The sequence below is a fragment of the Streptosporangium minutum genome (genome assembly GCF_002149035.1).
In the GTDB taxonomy this organism is placed as follows: domain Bacteria; phylum Actinomycetota; class Actinomycetes; order Streptosporangiales; family Streptosporangiaceae; genus Streptosporangium; species Streptosporangium minutum.
The window spans coordinates 1-18443 of the sequence record NZ_NGFP01000104.1; the positions used below are offsets into that span (position 1 = coordinate 1).

Annotated in this window: 19 protein-coding genes; 13 read left to right on the forward strand and 6 right to left on the reverse strand. The window is 71.5% G+C overall.

Annotated features, from left to right (window positions below; translation table 11 throughout):
- The 3 genes from CA984_RS46370 to CA984_RS22160 all read left to right on the forward strand — a co-directional run.
- Positions 1-184: hypothetical protein (locus tag CA984_RS46370; RefSeq protein ID WP_207620980.1), on the forward strand; the 184-nt coding region annotated here is incomplete at its 5' end.
- A 595-nt stretch (positions 185-779) separates the two neighbouring features.
- Positions 780-1829 (forward strand): NAD-dependent epimerase/dehydratase family protein, encoded by a 1050-nt coding sequence (locus CA984_RS22155; protein ID WP_086575419.1) that lies wholly within the window; start codon positions 780-782, stop codon positions 1827-1829.
- 84 nt (positions 1830-1913) lie between these two features.
- Complete coding sequence (locus CA984_RS22160; RefSeq protein WP_207620981.1) at positions 1914-2879, forward strand: DUF72 domain-containing protein; 966 nt, start codon at positions 1914-1916, stop codon at positions 2877-2879.
- Positions 2880-2907: 28 nt separating this feature from the next.
- Here the strand turns inward: CA984_RS22160 and CA984_RS22165 are convergent, their stop codons facing one another.
- The 5 genes from CA984_RS22165 to CA984_RS22185 form a co-directional block, all read right to left on the reverse strand.
- Entirely contained in the window at positions 2908-3180 is a 273-nt protein-coding gene (locus CA984_RS22165) for a WhiB family transcriptional regulator (RefSeq protein ID WP_086575422.1), read from the reverse strand.
- 139 nt (positions 3181-3319) lie between these two features.
- Positions 3320-4735: a DUF2254 family protein gene (locus CA984_RS22170; protein ID WP_165781362.1), complete on the reverse strand. Its 1416-nt coding sequence runs from the start codon at positions 4733-4735 to the stop codon at positions 3320-3322.
- 134 nt (positions 4736-4869) lie between these two features.
- On the reverse strand, positions 4870-6528 hold the full coding sequence (locus tag CA984_RS22175; RefSeq protein WP_086575427.1) for a catalase: 1659 nt from the start codon (positions 6526-6528) through the stop codon (positions 4870-4872).
- Positions 6529-6800: 272 nt separating this feature from the next.
- The gene (locus tag CA984_RS22180; protein ID WP_086575430.1) at positions 6801-7193 is read right to left on the reverse strand and encodes a ChaB family protein; all 393 of its coding nucleotides are present in this window, start codon (positions 7191-7193) and stop codon (positions 6801-6803) included.
- Between the two features lie 141 nt (positions 7194-7334).
- Positions 7335-8339 (reverse strand): DNA topoisomerase IB, encoded by a 1005-nt coding sequence (locus CA984_RS22185; protein ID WP_086575433.1) that lies wholly within the window; start codon positions 8337-8339, stop codon positions 7335-7337.
- A 139-nt stretch (positions 8340-8478) separates the two neighbouring features.
- Here CA984_RS22185 and CA984_RS22190 point away from each other — a divergent pair, with 139 nt between their 5' ends.
- The 3 genes from CA984_RS22190 (at position 8479) to CA984_RS22200 (ending at position 10580) form a co-directional block, all read left to right on the forward strand.
- On the forward strand, positions 8479-9120 hold the full coding sequence (locus tag CA984_RS22190; RefSeq protein ID WP_086575436.1) for a response regulator transcription factor: 642 nt from the start codon (positions 8479-8481) through the stop codon (positions 9118-9120).
- Between the two features lie 145 nt (positions 9121-9265).
- On the forward strand, positions 9266-10117 hold the full coding sequence (locus tag CA984_RS22195) for a helix-turn-helix domain-containing protein (protein WP_242676098.1): 852 nt from the start codon (positions 9266-9268) through the stop codon (positions 10115-10117).
- The gene (locus CA984_RS22200) at positions 10104-10580 is read left to right on the forward strand and encodes a VOC family protein (protein WP_242676099.1); all 477 of its coding nucleotides are present in this window, start codon (positions 10104-10106) and stop codon (positions 10578-10580) included. Before CA984_RS22195 ends, CA984_RS22200 begins: the two co-directional genes overlap by 14 nt.
- Positions 10581-10975: 395 nt before the next feature.
- Here CA984_RS22200 and CA984_RS22205 read toward each other — a convergent pair whose 3' ends face one another.
- Positions 10976-11740 carry a hypothetical protein gene (locus CA984_RS22205; protein WP_086575442.1) on the reverse strand — a complete coding sequence of 255 codons (765 nt, stop codon included), beginning with the start codon at positions 11738-11740 and terminating at the stop codon, positions 10976-10978.
- Between the two features lie 126 nt (positions 11741-11866).
- Here CA984_RS22205 and CA984_RS22210 point away from each other — a divergent pair, with 126 nt between their 5' ends.
- The 7 genes from CA984_RS22210 (at position 11867) to CA984_RS22240 (ending at position 18398) form a co-directional block, all read left to right on the forward strand.
- Complete coding sequence (locus tag CA984_RS22210) at positions 11867-12871, forward strand: AAA family ATPase (protein WP_108724610.1); 1005 nt, start codon at positions 11867-11869, stop codon at positions 12869-12871.
- Entirely contained in the window at positions 12868-13884 is a 1017-nt protein-coding gene (locus tag CA984_RS22215) for a DUF58 domain-containing protein (protein WP_242676100.1), read from the forward strand. The genes CA984_RS22210 and CA984_RS22215 overlap by 4 nt, the downstream gene beginning before the upstream one ends.
- Complete coding sequence (locus CA984_RS22220; protein WP_086575445.1) at positions 13881-14828, forward strand: VWA domain-containing protein; 948 nt, start codon at positions 13881-13883, stop codon at positions 14826-14828. The genes CA984_RS22215 and CA984_RS22220 overlap by 4 nt, the downstream gene beginning before the upstream one ends.
- A gap of 32 nt (positions 14829-14860) precedes the next feature.
- On the forward strand, positions 14861-15472 hold the full coding sequence (locus CA984_RS22225; protein ID WP_086575485.1) for a class I SAM-dependent methyltransferase: 612 nt from the start codon (positions 14861-14863) through the stop codon (positions 15470-15472).
- Positions 15473-15559: 87 nt separating this feature from the next.
- Positions 15560-16120, forward strand: a complete 561-nt coding sequence (locus CA984_RS22230; RefSeq protein WP_086575449.1) for an RNA methyltransferase — start codon at positions 15560-15562, stop codon at positions 16118-16120.
- A gap of 80 nt (positions 16121-16200) precedes the next feature.
- Entirely contained in the window at positions 16201-16998 is a 798-nt protein-coding gene (locus tag CA984_RS22235) for a glycerophosphodiester phosphodiesterase family protein (protein WP_086575451.1), read from the forward strand.
- Positions 16995-18398, forward strand: coding sequence for an MFS transporter (locus CA984_RS22240; RefSeq protein ID WP_341351724.1), 1404 nt, complete (start codon positions 16995-16997; stop codon positions 18396-18398). The genes CA984_RS22235 and CA984_RS22240 overlap by 4 nt, the downstream gene beginning before the upstream one ends.
- Positions 18399-18443: the final 45 nt, after the last annotated feature.

Here is an 18443-nt window from a genome sequence, read left to right on the forward strand (position 1 = left end):
GGTCTCAGCCGGCGGCTCAGTGGGGGTCTCGGTGGGGGTCGCCGTGGGCGTCCCGCCGGCCGTCTGCGTCGGGGTGGGTGTCTCCGCGGGCGGCGGCGCGGGCGTCGCCGCCGACGCCGCGGCCATCCCGATGCCACCCGACGTCAGCAGCACCACGGCCGCGGCGACGGTCAGCGGCCGCTGAACGCCCCGGCGTGGCCCGCCCGCTCCGATCGGCTCCTGCCCGTTGGGCTTGTCACGGTTGATTGGTATCACCATGTCCTCCCGTCTGGGGTGTTCCGATTGAACGCCCGCCGGCCTGAGGCGACATGAACTCACCGTCCACCCGCCCCGCCGCGGATGACGATCACGACGGATCCGCCGAGACGATCTTCCAACGGGCATCCGGAGCCTGCCCCCTTCCGCACGGCCCATGCGGCCGCCCGACGGCCCGCCCTCGCGTGCCGCCGTCTTCCGCCAGCTCACCCCGGTGATCCGCACCGGGAGAAAATCCGGTGCGGGCGGTGCGGTCCCGGCCGGGGAGGCCGGGATGGAGATCACCGCCGGCCGCCCGGAGGCCGGTGTCCGAGCATCCGGCGGAGACCGCCGGCCGGAGCGGACGGCGGGGCCGATCCGGCGCAGGCCCGCCCCGTGAGGGTCCGCATCGCCGCCCTCTCCTCCTGCCGCGCAGGCCGCCGGGCACCGCCCGAAAGCTCAGGGCAGCAGCAGATCTCCGGCACCGTACGGCAAAGCCATGGCCGACGGCGGTTCGGCCCTCTCCCCGGGGGCAGGCGGTACACATGCGCGTAGTAGTCGTCGGGGCGACCGGGAACGTGGGCACGAGCGTGGTGTCCGCCCTCGTGTCCGACCAGAACGTCACCTCCGTCGTGGGCCTGGCCCGGCGGCTGCCGGACTGGCGGCCGGACAAGACCACCTGGCACGCCGTGGACGTCGGCAGCGGCGACCTGGAGCCGTATCTCGCCGGCGCCGACGCGGTGGTGCATCTGTCGTGGCTGTTCCAGCCCACGCGCGATCCGGTCACGACCTGGCGGACCAACGTCCTGGGCAGCACACGGGTCTTCGAGGCCGCCGCGCGGCACGGCGTCCCCGTGGTGGTCCACGCCTCGTCGGTGGGCGCCTACTCCCCCGGCCCGAAGGACCGGCCCGTCACCGAGGACTGGCCCACCCACGGCTGGCCGGGGACCGCCTACGGCCGGGAGAAGGCGTACGTGGAACGCGTGCTCGACGTGTTCGAGCGGGACCACCCCGGCACCCGGGTCGTGCGGCTACGGCCGGGCTTCATCTTCAAACGGGAGGCGGCGACCGAGCAGCGCCGGCTGTTCGGGGGGCCGTTCGTGCCCCAGCGGCTGGTACGGCCGAGCCTGATCCCCATCGTCCCCGACACCCCCGGGCTCAAGTTCCAGGCGGTCCACGCCGAGGACGTCGGCGAGGCCTACCGCCTGGCGGTCACCCGGCCGGTGTCGGGCGCCTTCAACATCGCCGCCGATCCAGTGATCGAACCGTCCGTGCTGGCCGAGCTGCTCGGCGCCCGGCTGGTGCCCGTCTCCGGCTGGGCGCTCAGGAGCGTCGCCGCGCTGGCCTGGCACATGCGTCTGACCCCCGCCGCGCCCGGCCTGGTCGACCTGGTGCTCAGAATGCCGGTCATGGATGTCACCCGCGCCCGTACCGAGCTCGGCTGGCAGCCGCGCCGTACGGCGGTCGACGCACTGAAGGAGCTGTTGGAGGGCCTGCGCACCTCCGCGGGCATGGACACCCCGCCCCTGTCGCCCGGCGCCGGCGGTCCCGCGCGGGCCGGCGAGCTGGCGAGCGGGGTCGGAGGCCGGCCGTAGGAGCCGGAGGCGCGCTCACTCACCGTCACTCCCGGCGTCCCGTCACCCAGGTGAGGAGGCGTCGGGACGGGGCAGGGGACGGACATGGCGACACAGCTCTCCCTGGAGGGAGTCACCCGGCCGGCCGGAAGCACGGAGGAACGGCCGGGGACGAGAAGGATCCTCGTCGGCACGGCCTCGTGGACGGACAGGTCCCTGCTGGACTCGGGCTGGTATCCCGACGACGTGTCCACTCCCGCCGCCCGCCTGGCCTACTACGCGTCGCGGCTGCCGATCGTCGAGGTGGACGCCACCTACTACCACCCGCCGGCGCAGCGCACCGTGGAAGCCTGGCGTGACCGCACCCCGCAGGACTTCGTCTTCAACATCAAGGCCTTCTCCCTGCTGACCAACCACCCCACCCGGCCGGAGTCCCTCTACAAGGACCTGCGGGACAGGCTCGGCACGCCGAAGCGGACGGTCTACCTGCGCGACGTCGGTACGGAGATCGCCGAGGAGGTCTGGCAGCGGTTCCTCAGCGCGCTCAGGCCGCTGCACGAGGCGGGGAAGCTGGGGGTGGTGCTCTTCCAGTTCCCGCCGTGGTTCCCGATCGGGCAGGGCAACCGGCGCTACATCCTCGAATGCGCGCGGCGTTGCGGGCCCATGCGCATCTGCGTCGAGTTCCGCAACCACACCTGGATGGAGGAGGAGAACCGCGCCGAGACCCTGGACTTCCTCGCCTCGCACGACATCCCCTACGTCTGCGTCGACATGCCGCAGGGGCACCCGTCGTCGATCCCGCCGGTCCTGGCCGCGACCTCCGACCTCGCCGTGGTCCGCCTGCACGGCCACTCCGACAAGTGGACCAGCAAGAAGATCGAGGAACGCTTCGCCTATCTGTACTCGGAGGCCGAGCTCAGGCGGTGGGCGGCCCGGATCCGCGAACTCGCCGGGCAGGCCTCGACGACCCACGTGCTCCTGAACAACTGCTGCGAGGACAACTCGCAGCGCAACGCGGAACGGCTCGCCGTCCTCCTCGACGGTTCGGAAGCGGAGCGGACTTCCGGATGATCGGTGTCCGCCGCCCCCCGCCCGGCGATCACCGCGCCCTGCGCCTGGTCTCCGCCATGGCGGCTCTGCGCTCGTCGGGGGTGGTGCCGCCCCACACGCCGTACATCTGGTGGGTGTTCAGGGCGTAGTCCAGGCAGCGCAGCCGTACGGGGCAGCGGCGGCAGACGGCTTTGGCCTGCTCGTACTGTTGTCGTCCGGGCCCCTCGGAGGACACGGGGAAGAAGAGCTCGGGATCCTCGGTGAGGCAGGAGGAGCGGCGGGACCAGTGAATGATGGGTATGACGGTGCCTTGTACAGACATAGGCGGGATCCAATGAACGTGGAGAAGCTGACGGTGGGCGGCTCAACTTCTGGATCGGGTGCCCGCAGAAAACCTATTCATACCTTTTCGGATGAAAAATCACAGGGCTTTGACCTCGGTTTTCACGGTGCTCCCGGCGTCAGCGAAAACGGAAGGACCGCGGGCCGGTGATCTCGGTCTCGTCGAGATGGTCGATCAGGTCCTCCTCCTCACTCAGCCCGCTCTCCCTGACCAGCCGGGGCCCCATGTCACGGACCTGGTCGGCCATGTCCTCGTGGCCGATCGCGTCGAGCGCGGCGCGCAGCTTGGCCAGGCCACGCCCCATCTCCACGCTCGCCACGTGGGAGAGCGTCGCGGGCAGCGCCCGCCGCAGGCTCTTCACCGCGACGTCCCTGTCGCGCTCCGGCAGCTGGGGCAGGATGTCCGCCAGCGTCGACAGGGCCACGGCGCACGTCTGGTGCTGCCGTGAGGAGGCGCTGACGACCACCAGGTCGATCAGCGCGGCCACGATGCGCCGCTGCACGGCGTCGTCGTAGACCACCGGCAGCGGCCTGCCGTACACCGTGGAGTCGGGCACGCCCGCGGCGGCCCAGCGGGCGGACAGGTCGCGCAGGGCGCCGACCGCGGCCAGCGCCACGTCGGGGTTCTGCCGGGTGGAGGTGGCCGCCCAGGCGACGTTGCCGAGCTGCTCGATGGCGTGGTCGGGGTCGACGTCGGCGTTGCGGGCCCGGTCGATCATGACGCAGGTGAGGACCTTTCCGGCGATCCGGCCGCGCTCCTCGGGACTCCCGCCGCGGATCCGTGCGACGGTGTCGCCGTAGGCGAGCAGGTCGCCGATCCGCACCTGGAAGGCGACCTCGACCCTGTCCCCCGTACCGGCCAGCAGCGACTCCAGGCGGGCCGCACTGATGTCGATCACGTATCCCGTGGCGCGGGTGGTCACCGAGGTCGAGTCCCCGTCGAGCAGCGCCCTCGTGCGGGAACGGGCCAGCAGGGGCATCTGGCGCATCCGGGCCCGGTAGGCCAGTTCCTGGATCGAGCGGACCACGGAGGTGGGGCGCATCTGGTCGATCATGAGATAGCCCATGAACACCAGCAGGACGAGCGCTCCGGCGGCCAGCACCACCGCCAGGAGCGCCCCCACCCCGGCCCACTCGGGCCGCGAGACGGCCATCACGAGATAGGTGTAGGTGGCACAGCCGGCGACATATCCGAAGTACGCCTGGTTGGCCCTGCGCCGCAGGAACTGGTCGAACACCACGGGCGCGACCGACGTCGCGGTGTGGGAGATCGCCACCAGCAGCGCCGACAGGGTGAGGGTGGTCACCGTCACCAGGCCCGTGGCGATCACACTCAGCATCTTGATCAGGTTGTCGTGCGGGAACAGCCGCAGGAAGACCGTCCTGACTGCGGCGGGCCACTCCGAGGAGGAGGCGTCGGCGAAGACGGCGCCCACCGCCAGCCCCACGAATCCGAGCACCATGAGCAACGGCGTGAACAGGAACTCCCCCGCCGACAGCCGCCAGCGGACCCGGAGATCCTGCTGGGCAGGCACAAGGCGCTGAAGATCGGATATCTCAGACATCGCAGACCATTACCCCTGAGTCTGCGGAGCAAACGATCATCCTGCCGACGGGGGCGCGGCGCCTTCGCCGCGCCCCCGGGAACCTCCTGGACGGCGATCAGCCGTCACGCGGCTGGCTGCGCCCGTTCGTTGGGGACGCAGTGGGTCATCTTCAGGTCGCTCACGTCGCGCGGCCCGTTCTTCCCCAGTTTGGACAGCCGCTCACGCTCCTCCGCGCTCAGCTCCTGGCTCGCCAGCGGTTCGAGGTGGGCGACGTCCTCGGGACCGATCCCGAGCCCCTCCCCGACACGCAGCCCGAGCTCGTCCTCGGCCATCAGGAAGTGCCAGACCATGCGCTCCTGGACGGGACGCTCGGCCTGGGACAGGAGGGTGACGAGGTTGAGCACGAGGTCGTCGCGCTCCCACTGCTCCAGCAGCAGGTAGCGCTGGCCGGCCTGGGTGTAGTCGTTGGTCCTCGGGATGCGCTTGCGGGTCAGGCGCCCGGAGACGACCGGCCCCTGCTCGTCGTGGGTGGGGTAGTGCCCCTCGCGCAGCCCTCCGAGCAGGGACGGCTCGTAGTTGATGTGCGGGCTCTCCCCCTGGTCGTCGACGATGTAGGTCATCTGGCCGTCGCGCTGGTTGGTGCGCACCTCGGCGTGCTTGGCCTGGTTGACCGGGAGCTGCAGGTAGTTGGGCCCCACCCGGTGACGCTGGGTGTCGCTGTAGGAGAACGTCCGGCCCACCAGCATCTTGTCGTCGGAGAAGTCGAGCCCGTCGACCAGGACGCCGGTGCCGAAGGAGATCTGCTCGTTCTCGGCGAAGTTGTTGGCCACGTTCCGGTCCAGGACCATGCGGCCGACCGGCAGCGCGGGGAACTCGTTCTCCGGCCACACCTTGGTGTCGTCCAGCGGGTCGAAGTCCAGCTCGGGGTGCTCCTCGTCGGTCATGATCTGCACCAGGAGCTCCCACTCGGGGAAGTCGCCGCGGTCGATCGCCTCACGCAGGTCCTTGGTGGCGTGCCCCAGCTCCTGGCCCTGTACGGCGGCCGCGTCGGCGGCGGTCATGCTCCGCACGCCCTGCTTGGGCATCCAGTGGTATTTCACCAGGTGCGTCTCACCCTCCTGGTTCACCCACTTGTAGGTGTTGACGCCGAATCCCTGCATATGGCGGTAGTCGGCGGGGATGCCACGCGGGCTGAACAGGTTGACCAGCATGTGCATGCTCTCCGGCGTCTGCGACATGAAGTCGAAGATCCGGTTGGGCTCCTGCCGGAAGGTCACCGGATCGGGCTTGAGCGCGTGGATCACGTCGGGGAACTTGATGGCGTCCCTGATGAAGAAGACGGCCAGGTTGTTGCCGACGAGGTCCCAGTTGCCGTCCTCGGTGTAGAACTTCACCGCGAACCCGCGAGGGTCGCGCGCCGCCTCGGAGGAGTCCCTGCCACCGATCACGGTCGAGAAGCGCACGGCCAGGTCGGTCCGCTTGCCCGCCTCCTGGAACAGCTTCGCCCTGGTGTAGCGGGCGATCGGCTCGTCGCCCAGCTTGCCGTAGGCCTCGAAATATCCGTAGGACGTCGCCCCGCGGGCGTGCACCACCCGCTCGGGGATCCGCTCACGGTCGAAGTGGCTGATCTTCTCCAGGAACTGGTAGTTCTCCAGCGTGGCGGGGCCTCGTGCGCCGACCGTGCGCTGGTTCTGGTTGTCGTAGACCTGGTGTCCCTGCCGATTGGTCAGCACCGGCCGCTCGTCGCCCGGCTGCTGTCCCTTGCTCGACACGTCCGTCATGATGACGCTTCCCTCCTTGCGGCGATCATTTCCGGCGTACCGAATCTTGTCGGCACACGGGGGTTCCATATCCGGCAAAAGGCGGCTTATAGCACTAAAAGAAAAGAATCTCCGCAAGAGGGAAGGTCGCTTGAACGGCCGCCTGCCCGCGCCCGGACGGGCGGCGGGTCAGCGGGACCTGACGGGCCACAGGCCAGCGGGACTGACAGGCCAGCCGGACTACCACGGGTCAGCGGGACCTGACGGGCCACGGGTCAGCGGGACTCCACGGGTCAGCGGGACCTGGCCGTGGCCCTCCGGTTGGCCTTCTTGATGGCCTCGACGAGCTGGTCCTTGGTCATCGTGGACCGCCCTTCCACGCCCAGCCGCCTGGCCACGTCGTACAGGTGCTGCTTGGACGCGTTGGCGTCGACCCCCTCGGCCGTCTTGCCCGGCTTCGGGGTGCTCCTGGCCGCCTGGGCGTCGGAGGGCCCCTTCTCGGCCTTCGGCTCCCAGTGGTCGCCGACCTTCTCGAAGGAGTGCTTCAGCGCGGCGAAGGCCGTGCGATGGGCCCGCTGCCCCTCGCCATAGGTCTGCACCGCGGAGTCGTGGGCCTTGATCCAGGTGTCCCGCGCCTTCTCGGAGGAGCGCTGCAGGGTCGACGGGAGCTCTTGTCGTGCCGGCATCTTCAGATCACCTCTCTCGTCTCTCCCAGGCCCATGCCCGCGCGGTCACGATTCATGTCACGACGCCCCGCCACCGCTCACGGCGCACCCCCGGCACTACCGGCGGCCGGGCGGGGACGCCCCGGGACGCCCCGGGACAGCTCAGGGAGAGCGTTTCAGCAGGGCGACGACCGCCCGTTCCACGCCGCCGTGCGTGGCCAGCTGCCCGAACCCCGCGTCGGCGCCGAGCTCGGTCAGCGCCCGCGCGATCGTCCGGCCCTTCTCGTAGGCCTCGATGACGCGGGGATCCACGTAGGAGGCGCGGGCGACGGCGGGCGTGTTGCCCAGGTAGCCGGCCACCTCGTTGATCACCCGGCTGACCGCCCGCCGCCTGCCGGTCCTGGACCGGGCGCGGGAGGAGACCGCCAGGCCCACGGCGGCCAGCACCGTCGCGTGCCAGGTCCTGAAGTCCTTGGCCGACACCTCCGACTCGAACGCCTCACGGAGGTAGGCGTTGATGTCGTCGCTGCGCACGTCCACCCACCGGGGCCCGTCCTTGTAACGCAGCAGCTCCCCTCCGTCCCCGGCCCCGTGCAGGGAGGTGATCACCTTGCACACGTCCGTGTCCGTGATCTCCACCTGCCGGTGTTTGCCACCCTTGGCGGGATAGGAGCAGGTGACCCTGCCCGCCGTACAGGTGACGTGTTCCGTCCGGAGCGTGGCCAGCCCGAACGACTCGTAGGCCTCCCCTCCCACCCGGAAGAAGCCGATGTCGAGCATCCTCGCCGCGGCCGCCAGCACCCGCTCACGCGTCAGCCCCCGCTGCTCCAGGTGCTCGGCGACCCGCTCACGGAACTTCGGCAGCCGCTCGGCCATCTCCCGCACCCGCTCGAACTTCGCCAGGTCCTGCTCCACGCGCCAGACGTCGTGGTAGCGATACTGGCGCCGCCCGGCCCCGTCGACGCCGACAGCCTGGATGTGCCCGTCCGGGGAGCGGCAGATCCAGACGTCGGTCCAGGCGGGAGGGAGCGCCAGGGCCCTGATCCTGTCCAGGGTGCGGCGGTCGCGCACCCGGCTCCCACCGGGGTGGTGATAGCTGAAACCACGGCCCCGGCGCCGCCGCCGGATGCCGGGTTCCGCGGGGTCACTGCGACGGAGTTCGGTCATACCCGTCCCTTACCCGGGAAGGTCCGCCTGATGAGTCCGCGGCGGGCCTCCGTCACGGCGTGCCCGGCCTCTCCCGTCTCCCGTGGCGCTCCCCCGGCGCTTTCCCGGGCCGTGACAGGCCTCTGTAGGGTCATGGGTCATGACGCTGCGCGTGGTGATCGCCGACGACGAGGACCTGATCCGTGCGGGCCTGAGGATCATCATCGACTCCGAGCCCGATCTCACCGTGGTGGGCGAGGCCGCGGACGGCGCGGCCGTCGTGCCGGTGGTGCGCGAGCACCGGCCGGACGTGGTGCTGATGGATGTGCGGATGCCCGCCGTGGACGGCATCCAGGCCACCCGCCGGCTGGCCTCGCTGCCCGAGCCACCCAAGGTCGTGGTGGTCACCACCTTCGAGAACGACGACTACGTCTACGAGGCGCTCCGGGCCGGGGCGAGCGGCTTCCTGCTCAAACGCACCCGCCCCGCCGAGCTGGTCCAGGCGATCCGGACGGTGGCCGCAGGCGACTCCCTGCTCTTCCCCGCCGCCATCCGCGCACTGGCCGCGCGGCGCGAGGCCGTCCGGGCCGCCCCCGGCATCGACCGGCTGACCTCGCGCGAGGCCGACGTGCTGCGCCTGATGACCCGCGGCCTGTCCAACGGGGAGATCGCCGGCGAGCTGGTCATCAGCATGGAGACGGTGAAGACCCACGTGGGCAACGTGCTGGCCAAGCTGGAGGCGCGCGACCGCACCCAGGCCGTCATCACCGCCTACGAATCAGGTTTCGTCGCCCCCCGCTGAGGCGTGTCCCGCCGGTCCTGCCGCGGCCGGGATCGGTCCGGGGCCGACCCGCCCGACCCGGTACGTCACCTGGTTCGCCTCCGGGGTGTCCACCGTGTCCAGATGTTCTAGTTTCTTGGCCGCCGGATCGCCCTACTGTGAAGGGGTGACCATCGTGCCCGCTCATCAGAGGTCCGCGGCGCTGGCGCCGTTCGTGGCGACACTGAGCGCCTACGAGCTCGGCCCGGGCCCGGTCGGCGTTCATCGCGGGCTGCCCTCGTCCACGATGTCGATCACGATCCCGGAGACGGACTCGTTGGAGATCGCGTGGCTCGGGCGGCCCGGCTCGCGGGAACGGTTCCGGGCCGTCGTCGCCGGGCTTCACCTGGACGCGGCCGAGCTGAGGCAGGAGGGCGGCACGCGCGGCGTGTGGTTGACACTCAGCCCGCTGGGTGCCGGCGCGCTGCTGGGGATCCCGGCGTCGGCGCTGACCGGGCACGTCGCCGATCTCGCCGAGGTGGCCCCGGCGATGGCGCACCTGCCGGAGCAGCTGGCGGCCTGCCGGTCCTGGCCGCAACGCCGCGCCCTCGTCGAAGGCGCCCTGATCGCCGGACGGGTCCGGCACGAGGAGAACACCGGCGGCCACGAGCTGCAGGCCACGCTGGCGGCACTGTCCGGGACCGCCCGCGTGCAGGAGGCGGCTCGGCTTCTCGGGTGCTCCCGGCGTCACGTGAGCGGTACGGTCCGTACCGGGTTGGGGGTGACGCCGAAGCAGTACCAGCGGCTCCTTCGGTTCGAGGCCGCACGTGGCGGGCTCGTGGCCGCCGCCCGTGCCGGGACGGTCAGCCTGGCGGCAGTGGCCGCGGCGTCGGGATTCGCCGACCAGGCGCACCTCACCCGGGAATGGCGGGCCATGGCCGGGTGCACGCCGACCGAGTGGCTACGCGCCGAAGGTCTGGCCGCGCAGGGTCCGCCGGCCCGCGGCAGGCCTCCAGGCCATGAGGATGCGCCCAGATGACGGCGGACGCACGGGGCGTTCCCAAATCTTCAAGACCCCTGCCTCCGCCCGGCCCGACGATGGGTTCATGACGCCTGATATCCATCTTTCTCCCCGTCTCATCGTGCCCGACCCGGACCGTGCGTCGGCGTTCTACCAGGTCGCCCTTGGCGCTGAGCAGGTGTTCAGCGCTCCCCGGGGCGACGATGGCCGGCCCAGCGTCGTTGACCACCGCATCGGCGGGTCGTCCTTCCGGGCCTCGCCGGCCGTCTCATCGTGGGGGTGGCTGTCACCCGATGATCTCGGCGGATCCGCGGTCCTCCTCGAGGTCGAGGTCGCCGACCCGGACACGGTCGGCGAACGCATGATCGCCCACGGCGCCGAGGTGGTTGTGCCGATCGAGAACCAGCCCTACGGCAAGCGCTCGGGCCGCATCCGCGACCCGTTCGGCCACCTGTGGATCATCACGGGCGAGCTACGCTGAGCCGGCCGTCCTGTCGGCCGTCCCGCGCGCGGGACGGCCGCACGGGCTGCGGGTGCGCATTTTGGACGCGGCCCTGAGCGAGTACGCCGCCGCGCCGGAGTGCGCGCCGCTGCCGGCCGGGACCCGGCGCACCCACCGCTCGGCGTAGGGCTGCGCGAATGATGTCCGGGACGGGCTCGGTCAGGTCGAGCGAGTCCGCGATGCGGTCGCGGACGGTAGTCCTCGTCTCTTTCAGCGCCGTCGGCCATGTGGTCGACAGCGTCCCGGTTGACCTCATGGCCGACAGAAGGGGGTGGGGGCCTGACCGGTGAACTCACTGGGGAAGCAGTGGTACATCGGCGGTCGAGGTGTGGTTGCACGGCACGAGCGGCCCCCGGCTGTATTCGATACACGCCCTAGATGGGCGAGCCCTCGTCCTCATCACCCGGCCTCGGCCCCGGAGTCCCCGTGCCGCTCCGCGCGGGAGACGGCGACGTGGTGGGCTGCCCGGGCTCCGGCGACGCCGGGACCGGGGGCGGGGTCGGCACGAACATCGTCGGCGGCGGCGGCTTGGGCGGCGGCTGGACCTCCTCGTCGCGGCCGAGCAGCAGCCAGGCCATCACGGCCAGCATCACCAGCAGCACGGTCAGCACGACCCCGGCGATGATCACCGATCGGCGGGTCTCGACGGGCGGCGGCGCCCCCTTGGGCGGGGCGGGCAGCGCGGGCGAGCGGTCACTGATCCAGTGCGGCGCGAAGTCCGGGCCGTGCTGCTCGCCGATGAGCGTGCCGCGCACCAGCACCGGCTCCAGGAAGCGTTCGGCCCCCGCCCGATCCGGCTCGTACGGGGTGGCCACCCACGGCGCGCTCCCACCGTCCATGGCCAGCACCTGGGGGGCCGCCTCGGCCACCGCGGTGCGGCCGCGCGTCGCCCTGGCCATCCAGCCCCGCACACCCGAACGGCTGGCCGTCGCCTCCCGGATCCCGGTGACGAACCGGTCGCGGGCCGCCGGATCGAGCGCGGCGCCCCTGGTCAGCACCGCGACCGAAACCGCCCGGCCGTCGGAGCCCTGTCCGAGGTAGACCAGCCCCGCCGGCCCCACCCGCAGGCGGGCCTGGAGAACGAAGGGCCCCAGATGGGGCGGGTCACCGTACTGGAGCGGACTGGCCACGCCTGCCATGAAAGCACACGACGACGACCGGGCAACGCCCGTGTGGGTGCTGACACGAAACGCGTTTGGGTACTAACGGGAAATACGCAGTCGGCCGGTTGTGCGGCCCCGCATTTCGTTTGGTGGAATATCAACATGACCGTCGCCGAAGAACTGCCGAGCGAGACCGACACCGGACTGCTGCGCGAGGCCCTGGCCGAGGTCCGGCGGGTCATCGTGGGCCAGGAGCACATGGTGGAACGGCTGCTCGTGGCGCTCCTCGCCCGGGGCCACTGCCTGCTTGAGGGCGTGCCGGGCGTCGCCAAGACCCTCGCCGCCTCCACGCTGGCCACCGTGGTGGGTGGCGCCTTCGCCCGCATCCAGTTCACCCCCGACCTGGTCCCCAGCGACATCGTGGGGACCCGGGTCTACCATCCCTCCCGCGAGGCGTTCGACGTCGAACTCGGCCCGGTGTTCGTCAACTTCCTGCTCGCCGACGAGATCAACCGCGCCCCGGCCAAGGTGCAGTCCGCGCTGCTGGAGGTCATGGCCGAGCGGCAGGTCTCCCTGGCAGGGAAGACCCATCCGCTGCCCAGGCCGTTCATCGTGCTGGCCACCCAGAACCCGATCGAGTCCGAGGGCGTCTACCCGCTCCCGGAGGTCCAGCGCGACCGGTTCCTCTTCAAGATCCGCGTCACCCATCCCAGCGCCCACGAGGAGCTGGAGATCCTGCACCGGATGAGCGTGGCCCCTCCCACCCCCAGGGCGGTGCTCGACCCCGCGCGGCTGATCGCGCTGCAGGCCATGGCCGACCAGGTATCGGTCCACCAGCTCGTCGCCGACTACGTGGTCCGGCTGGTGATGGCCACCCGCTCCCCCGGCGAGTACGGCATGACCGAGCTGGAGGAGAACATCGAGATCGGGGTCAGCCCCCGCGCCACGCTCGGCCTGGTCGCCGCCGGACGCGGGCTGGCCCTGCTGCGGGGCCGCGACTACCTGCTCCCCGACGACATCCGCGACGTGGCCGTGGACGTGATGTCCCACCGGCTGATGCTCACCTTCGACGCGCTGGCCGACGGGGTCGACCCCGAGGACGTGGTCAGGCAGATCCTGGCCGTCGTGCCGCCGCCCCTGGTGGTGTGGAACCAGGGCTCCCGATGAGCCGCCGTGCCGCCCCCGGCGGCGTGGGAGCGGACCGCTCGGCGACCGGCCGCGGAGGCCTGCCGGTGGCCACGGCCGAGCAGGCGCTGCGCCGGCTGGAGCTGACCGTCGTCCGCCGGCTGGACGGGCTGCTGCACGGCTCCTACCAGGGGCTTCTACCCGGCCCCGGCAGCGAGTTCGGCGACAGCCGGGTCTACGTCCCCGGCGAGGACGACATCCGCCGGATGGACTGGGCGGTGACCGCCCGCACGACCGTCCCGCACGTGCGGGACCTGATCGCCGACCGGGAGCTGGAGACCTGGGCGCTGGCCGACCTGTCGCCCAGCATGGACTTCGGCACCGCCGGGATGGAGAAACGGGACCTGGTGGTGGCCGCGCTGGGCGCGGTCGGCTTCCTGACCGGCCGGATCGGCAACCGCTTCGGCGCATACGTGCTGCACGACGAGTACGTCCACCGGATGCCCGCCAGGGGCGGCCGCCCGGCCCTGTACGGCCTGCTGCACTCCCTGATGGAGGCCCCGCGGGGCCGTCCCGTCGCCGGTGCCCCCGACCTGGCCGAGGCGATCGGGGTGCTCGCCTCGGCACGGCGGCGGCGGGGCCTGCGCGTGGTCGTCTCCGACTTCCTGGACGCCGAGCCCAACCTCGACCCCGCCCTGGAGCTGCCCTGGGAGCGGCCGATCCGCCGCCTGGCCGCCCGGCACCAGGTGCTGGCCATCGAGGTGATCGACCCGCGCGAGCTGGAGCTGCCGCCGGTGGGGCTGATCAACCTGACCGATCCGGAGACCGGGCGGAGCCGCCGGATCCAGCTCACCGCCAAGGTGCGCGCGGCCTACGCCGAGGCGGCCGCGGCGCAGCGGGCCACGACCGCCATGGCGATGCGCCGGTGCGGGGTGGCGCACCTGGTGCTGCGCACCGACCGCGACTGGATCCTCGACATCGCCCAGTTCGTGCTGCGGCAGCGGCGCATGGCACACCTGACGCACCGGCACCCGACCTCAGGAGTGACGCGGTGACCTTCCTCTCTCCGGCCCTGCTGTGGCTGTTCGCCGCGCTCGCCCTGGTCGTGGCGGGCTATGTGGCGGCCCAGTTCGCCCGGCGGCGCTACGCGGTGCGCTTCACCAACCTGCCGCTGCTGGCGTTGGTGGCCCCCTCGGGGCCCGGCTGGCGCCGGCACGTGGCCCCGGCCCTGTTCCTGCTGATGATGGGCCTGCTGATCATCGGCGCGGCCCGGCCGGCCGACTCGGTCCGGGTCCCCCGTGACCGCGCGACCATCATCATCGCGCTGGACATCTCGCTGTCGATGGAGGCCGCCGACGTCCAGCCCAACCGGATCACGGCCGCCAAGGAGGCCGCCCAGAAGTTCGTCGAGGACCTGCCGGAACGCTTCAACGTCGGCGTGGTCGCCTTCGCCCGCTCCGCCTCGGTCGTGGTCTCCCCGACCACCGACCACCAGGCGGTGTCCGCCTCGCTGGGCAACCTGACCACCCGGGCGGGCACCGCCATCGGCGAGGCGGTGTTCAACTCCCTCGACGCCGTCCGCTCCTTCGACCAGCAGGCGGTCACCGATCCGCCGCCCGCCGCGATCGTGCTGCTGTCCGACGGGGACAACACCTCCGGCCGGTCGGTCGCGGAGGCCGTCGACGCGGCGATGAACGCGCGCGTGCCGATCTCCACGATCGCCTACGGCACCCAGGAGGGCACCGTCTCGATCGACGGCCGCGACGTGAACGTACCGGTGAACAAGGCCACCCTGCAGACCCTGTCGGAGGGCACCTCGGGCCGCGCCTACGAGGCGGAGTCGGGCAGCCAGCTCCGGGAGGTCTACGAGCAGATCGGCACCTCGCTCGGCTACCGGACGGTCCACCAGGAGATCAGCCAGTGGTTCGTGGTGGCGGCACTCCTGACCGGCCTGCTGGTCGCCGTGGCTGGCCTCCTGCTGGGGTCGCGGCTGCCCTGAGCCGGTCCCGCCCATTGGTAACGTTCTACGACGTGGCACATTACTTCGAGGAGCGTCCCGAGACCGCCAGCCGTCCCGGCTCGGTCACGCTCGTGCTCCCCGACCTTCACCTGAGACTGGAGACCGACAGCGGGGTCTTCTCCCCCGAGCGGGTCGACCAGGGCACCCGGATCCTGCTGGAGACGGTGCCCCCTCCCCCGCCCGATGGCGACCTGCTGGACCTGGGCTGCGGATACGGGCCGATCGCGCTGACGATGGCCTCGCGCGCCCCCGGGGCCACGGTCTGGGCGGTCGACGTCAACCGCCGTTCGGTCGAGCTGTGCGCCAGGAACGCACGGGCCGCCGCCCTTGACAAAGTAAGGTCAGTACACGTCGACGAGGTGCCTCCGGAGATCCGCTACAGGACCATCTGGTCCAACCCGGCGATCCGCATCGGCAAGGCCGCGCTGCACGAGATGCTGACCCGCTGGCTGTCCCGGCTCACCCCGGACGGCGTCGCCTATCTGGTGGTGCAGAAGCACCTGGGATCCGACTCCCTGCAGCGCTGGCTGAACGAGCAGGGCTGGCCCACGACCCGCACGGCCTCCCGGTCCTCCTACCGGATCCTCCAGGTCCAGGCCCGGCCCGGCGAACCGGGCCGGTGACCCCGGGCCGGCGGGCGGGGTCAGTCAGAAGAACGGCGGGCGAGGCACGGGCCTCCCGCGGAACGGACGAGAAACGGTGAACGAACGATGATTGCAAACCCGCGCAGGCAGCTGCGGCCGACCGACGTCAAGCGGCTCAACCGCACCTGGCGCCGGAACACCGAGGGCCGGCTCGCCCTGATCGTGGAGTCGGTGACCGGTCCGTTCAACATCGGCTCCATCTTCCGCACGGCCGCCGCCTTCGGGGTGGAGCGGATCTGGCTGGCGGGCAACGCCACTCCCCCGACCAACCCCAAGGCGCAGAAGACCGCCCTGGGCACCGACCGGCTGGTGGCCTGGGAGGAGCCGGTCCCCGCGGTGGAGGCCGTACGGGCCGCCAAGGCGGACGGGTTCACCGTCGTGGCGGTGGAGCTGACCGGAGACGCGGCGCCGCTGCACGCGGCGGAGCTCGGCGGCGACGTGTGCCTGGTCGTGGGCAGCGAGGACCACGGCTGCTCACCGGCGCTGCTGGAGGCCGCCGACGGCGTCTGCTACATCCCGCAGGTCGGCCGGGTGGGCTCGTTCAACGTCGCGGTCGCGACGGCGATAGCGCTGGCCGAGGCCCGCCGCCGGGAATGGTCCGGAAAGGAGGTCCCGGACGGGGAATGAGCGCCGCGCGGGCTCCCGTGACCCAAACGTTCACCCGCCCGCGATGACGAGCCGCGCTCATACCGGGCATACTCCTGCACGTGCAGCGCCGTTACCCCTTCCTCGATCATCCCGGCCCGCTCGCCTTCGCCCACCGGGGCGGGGCGGCCGAGGGCCGGGAGAACACCCATGCCGCGTTCGCGCGCGCCGTGGAGCTCGGCTACACCTACCTGGAGACCGATGCGCACGCCACCGCCGACGGGGTGCTGCTGGCCTTCCACGACCACACCCTCGACCGGGTGACCGACCGGCGCGGCCGGATCGCCGACCTGCCCTACCGCGTGGTGCGCGAGGCGCGGATCGGCGGCGTGGAGGAGATCCCGCTCATGGACGACCTGCTGGGCTCCTGGCCGCAGGCGCGCTTCAACATCGACGTCAAGGAGGCCTCGGCCATCGCGCCGCTGGCCGAGGCGGTCAGGCGGACCAACTCCTACGACAGGATCTGCCTCACCTCCTTCTCCGACGAGCGGCTGACCCGCGCCCGCGCCGCGATCGGCCGTGAGGTCTGCTCCTCGCTCGGGCCGCGCGGCGTCGCGGCCCTGCGGGCCGCCGCCGCCACCTCCGGCTACGGCCGCCTGCTCACCCGCCTGGCCCGCGCCGGGGTGCCGTGCGCGCAGGTGCCGCTGGGCTTCCGCGGCCTGCGCGTCACCACGGCCTCCCTGGTCCGTACGGCACACGCCCTCGGCATGCAGATCCACGTGTGGACCGTCAACGACCCCCGGGTGATGGAGCGCCTGCTCGACCTCGGCGTGGACGGTGTGATGACCGACAACATCTCCGGCCTCCGCGAGGTTCTGGAGGCGCGCGGCCAGTGGCACCCCGGCCGGCTCGCCGCGTGAGCCGCACCCCCCCGAGAAATCCCCCAGTGAACCGAGGATCGCCCATGACCGCCGAACAGGTCGTCGAGGACTCCCCCCAGGCCCGCCGCCGTGAACAGCGTGGCTGGTACTTCTACGACTGGGCGAACTCCGCCTTCCCCACCACCGTCCTCACGGTCTTCCTCGGCCCGTACCTGACGACGATCGCCGAGACCGCCGCCCAGGGCCGCCCGTATGTGGACGTGCTCTGGTTCGACGTGCGGCCCAGCGCCTACTACTCCTTCGTGGTGGGCACCGCTGCCATCCTGCAGATCATCCTGATGCCCATCGCCGGAGCCCTGGCCGACCACACCGGCCGGAAGAAGGAGCTCATGGGCCTGTTCGCCTACCTGGGCGCCGGGGCCACGATGTGCTTCTGGTTCCTGTCCGACGGGCGCTACCTGCTGGGCGGCGCGCTGTTCGTGACAGCCAGCACCGCGTTCGCGTCGGCGTTCGTCATCTACAACTCGTTCCTGCCGGAGATCTCCACGCCGGACGAGCGCGACAAGGTCTCCGCCCGGGGGTGGGGCTTCGGCTATCTCGGCGGCGGCCTGCTGCTTGCCGTCAACCTCGTTCTCTTCCTCGGCCACAAGTCCTTCGGCGTCACCGAGGGCCAGGCCGTGCGCATCGCCCTGTCCTCGGCCGGTCTGTGGTGGGCCGGGTTCACGATCATCCCGCTGCTGCGGCTGCGCAACCGGCGCGCGCTCCCCTCGGGTGCCGAGAGCGCCGGGCAGGCCGTGGCCGGGTCCTTCCGGCAGCTCGGCCGTACGATCGTGGAGCTGCGCCGCTACCCGCTGACGCTGGGCTTCCTGGTCGCCTACCTGATCTACAACGACGGCGTGCAGACCGTCATCTCCTTCTCGGCCACCTACGCCGACAAGGAGCTCGAACTGGGCCAGAGCGTGCAGATCGGGGCGATCCTGATGGTGCAGTTCGTCGCCTTCGGCGGCGCCCTGCTGCTGGGCCGCCTGGCCGCCTCCTACGGGGCCAAACGCGTCGTGATGAGCGCGCTGGTCGGCTGGACGGCCGTGGTGGGAGTGGCCTACTTCCTGCCCAAGGGCTCGGCGCCGGCGTTCTTCGCGCTCGGCTTCGCCATCGCGATCGTGATGGGCGGCACCCAGGCCCTGTCGCGCTCGCTGTACTCGCACGTGATCCCGGCGGGTAAGGAGGCGGAATACTACAGCCTGTACGAGATCAGCGACAAGGGCTCGACGTTCCTCGGCTCCTTCACCCTCGCCCTGGCGCTCCAGCTGACCGACAGCTACCGCCTCGGCATCATCTCACTGGTGATCTTCTTCGTGGTCGGTTTCGTCCTGCTGGCCGCCGTCAACCTGCCCAAGGCCATCCGGGCCGCCGGAAACGAGGTGCCGGACCGCGTCTGAGAACGTCTCCGAAAGGGCTCTGTCGCAGACCGGGTCAAGAACGCG

Coding starts and splice junctions, on each gene's coding strand:
- CA984_RS22155 (WP_086575419.1), top strand. CDS start 780: ATGCGCGTAGTAGTCGTCGGGGCGACCGGGAACGTGGGCACGAGCGTG.
- CA984_RS22160 (WP_207620981.1), top strand. CDS start 1,914: ATGGCGACACAGCTCTCCCTGGAGGGAGTCACCCGGCCGGCCGGAAGC.
- CA984_RS22165 (WP_086575422.1), bottom strand. CDS start 3,180: ATGTCTGTACAAGGCACCGTCATACCCATCATTCACTGGTCCCGCCGC.
- CA984_RS22175 (WP_086575427.1), bottom strand. CDS start 6,528: ATGACGGACGTGTCGAGCAAGGGACAGCAGCCGGGCGACGAGCGGCCG.
- CA984_RS22180 (WP_086575430.1), bottom strand. CDS start 7,193: ATGCCGGCACGACAAGAGCTCCCGTCGACCCTGCAGCGCTCCTCCGAG.
- CA984_RS22185 (WP_086575433.1), bottom strand. CDS start 8,339: ATGACCGAACTCCGTCGCAGTGACCCCGCGGAACCCGGCATCCGGCGG.
- CA984_RS22190 (WP_086575436.1), top strand. CDS start 8,479: ATGACGCTGCGCGTGGTGATCGCCGACGACGAGGACCTGATCCGTGCG.
- CA984_RS22200 (WP_242676099.1), top strand. CDS start 10,104: ATGCGCCCAGATGACGGCGGACGCACGGGGCGTTCCCAAATCTTCAAG.
- CA984_RS22205 (WP_086575442.1), bottom strand. CDS start 11,740: ATGGCAGGCGTGGCCAGTCCGCTCCAGTACGGTGACCCGCCCCATCTG.
- CA984_RS22210 (WP_108724610.1), top strand. CDS start 11,867: ATGACCGTCGCCGAAGAACTGCCGAGCGAGACCGACACCGGACTGCTG.
- CA984_RS22215 (WP_242676100.1), top strand. CDS start 12,868: ATGAGCCGCCGTGCCGCCCCCGGCGGCGTGGGAGCGGACCGCTCGGCG.
- CA984_RS22230 (WP_086575449.1), top strand. CDS start 15,560: ATGATTGCAAACCCGCGCAGGCAGCTGCGGCCGACCGACGTCAAGCGG.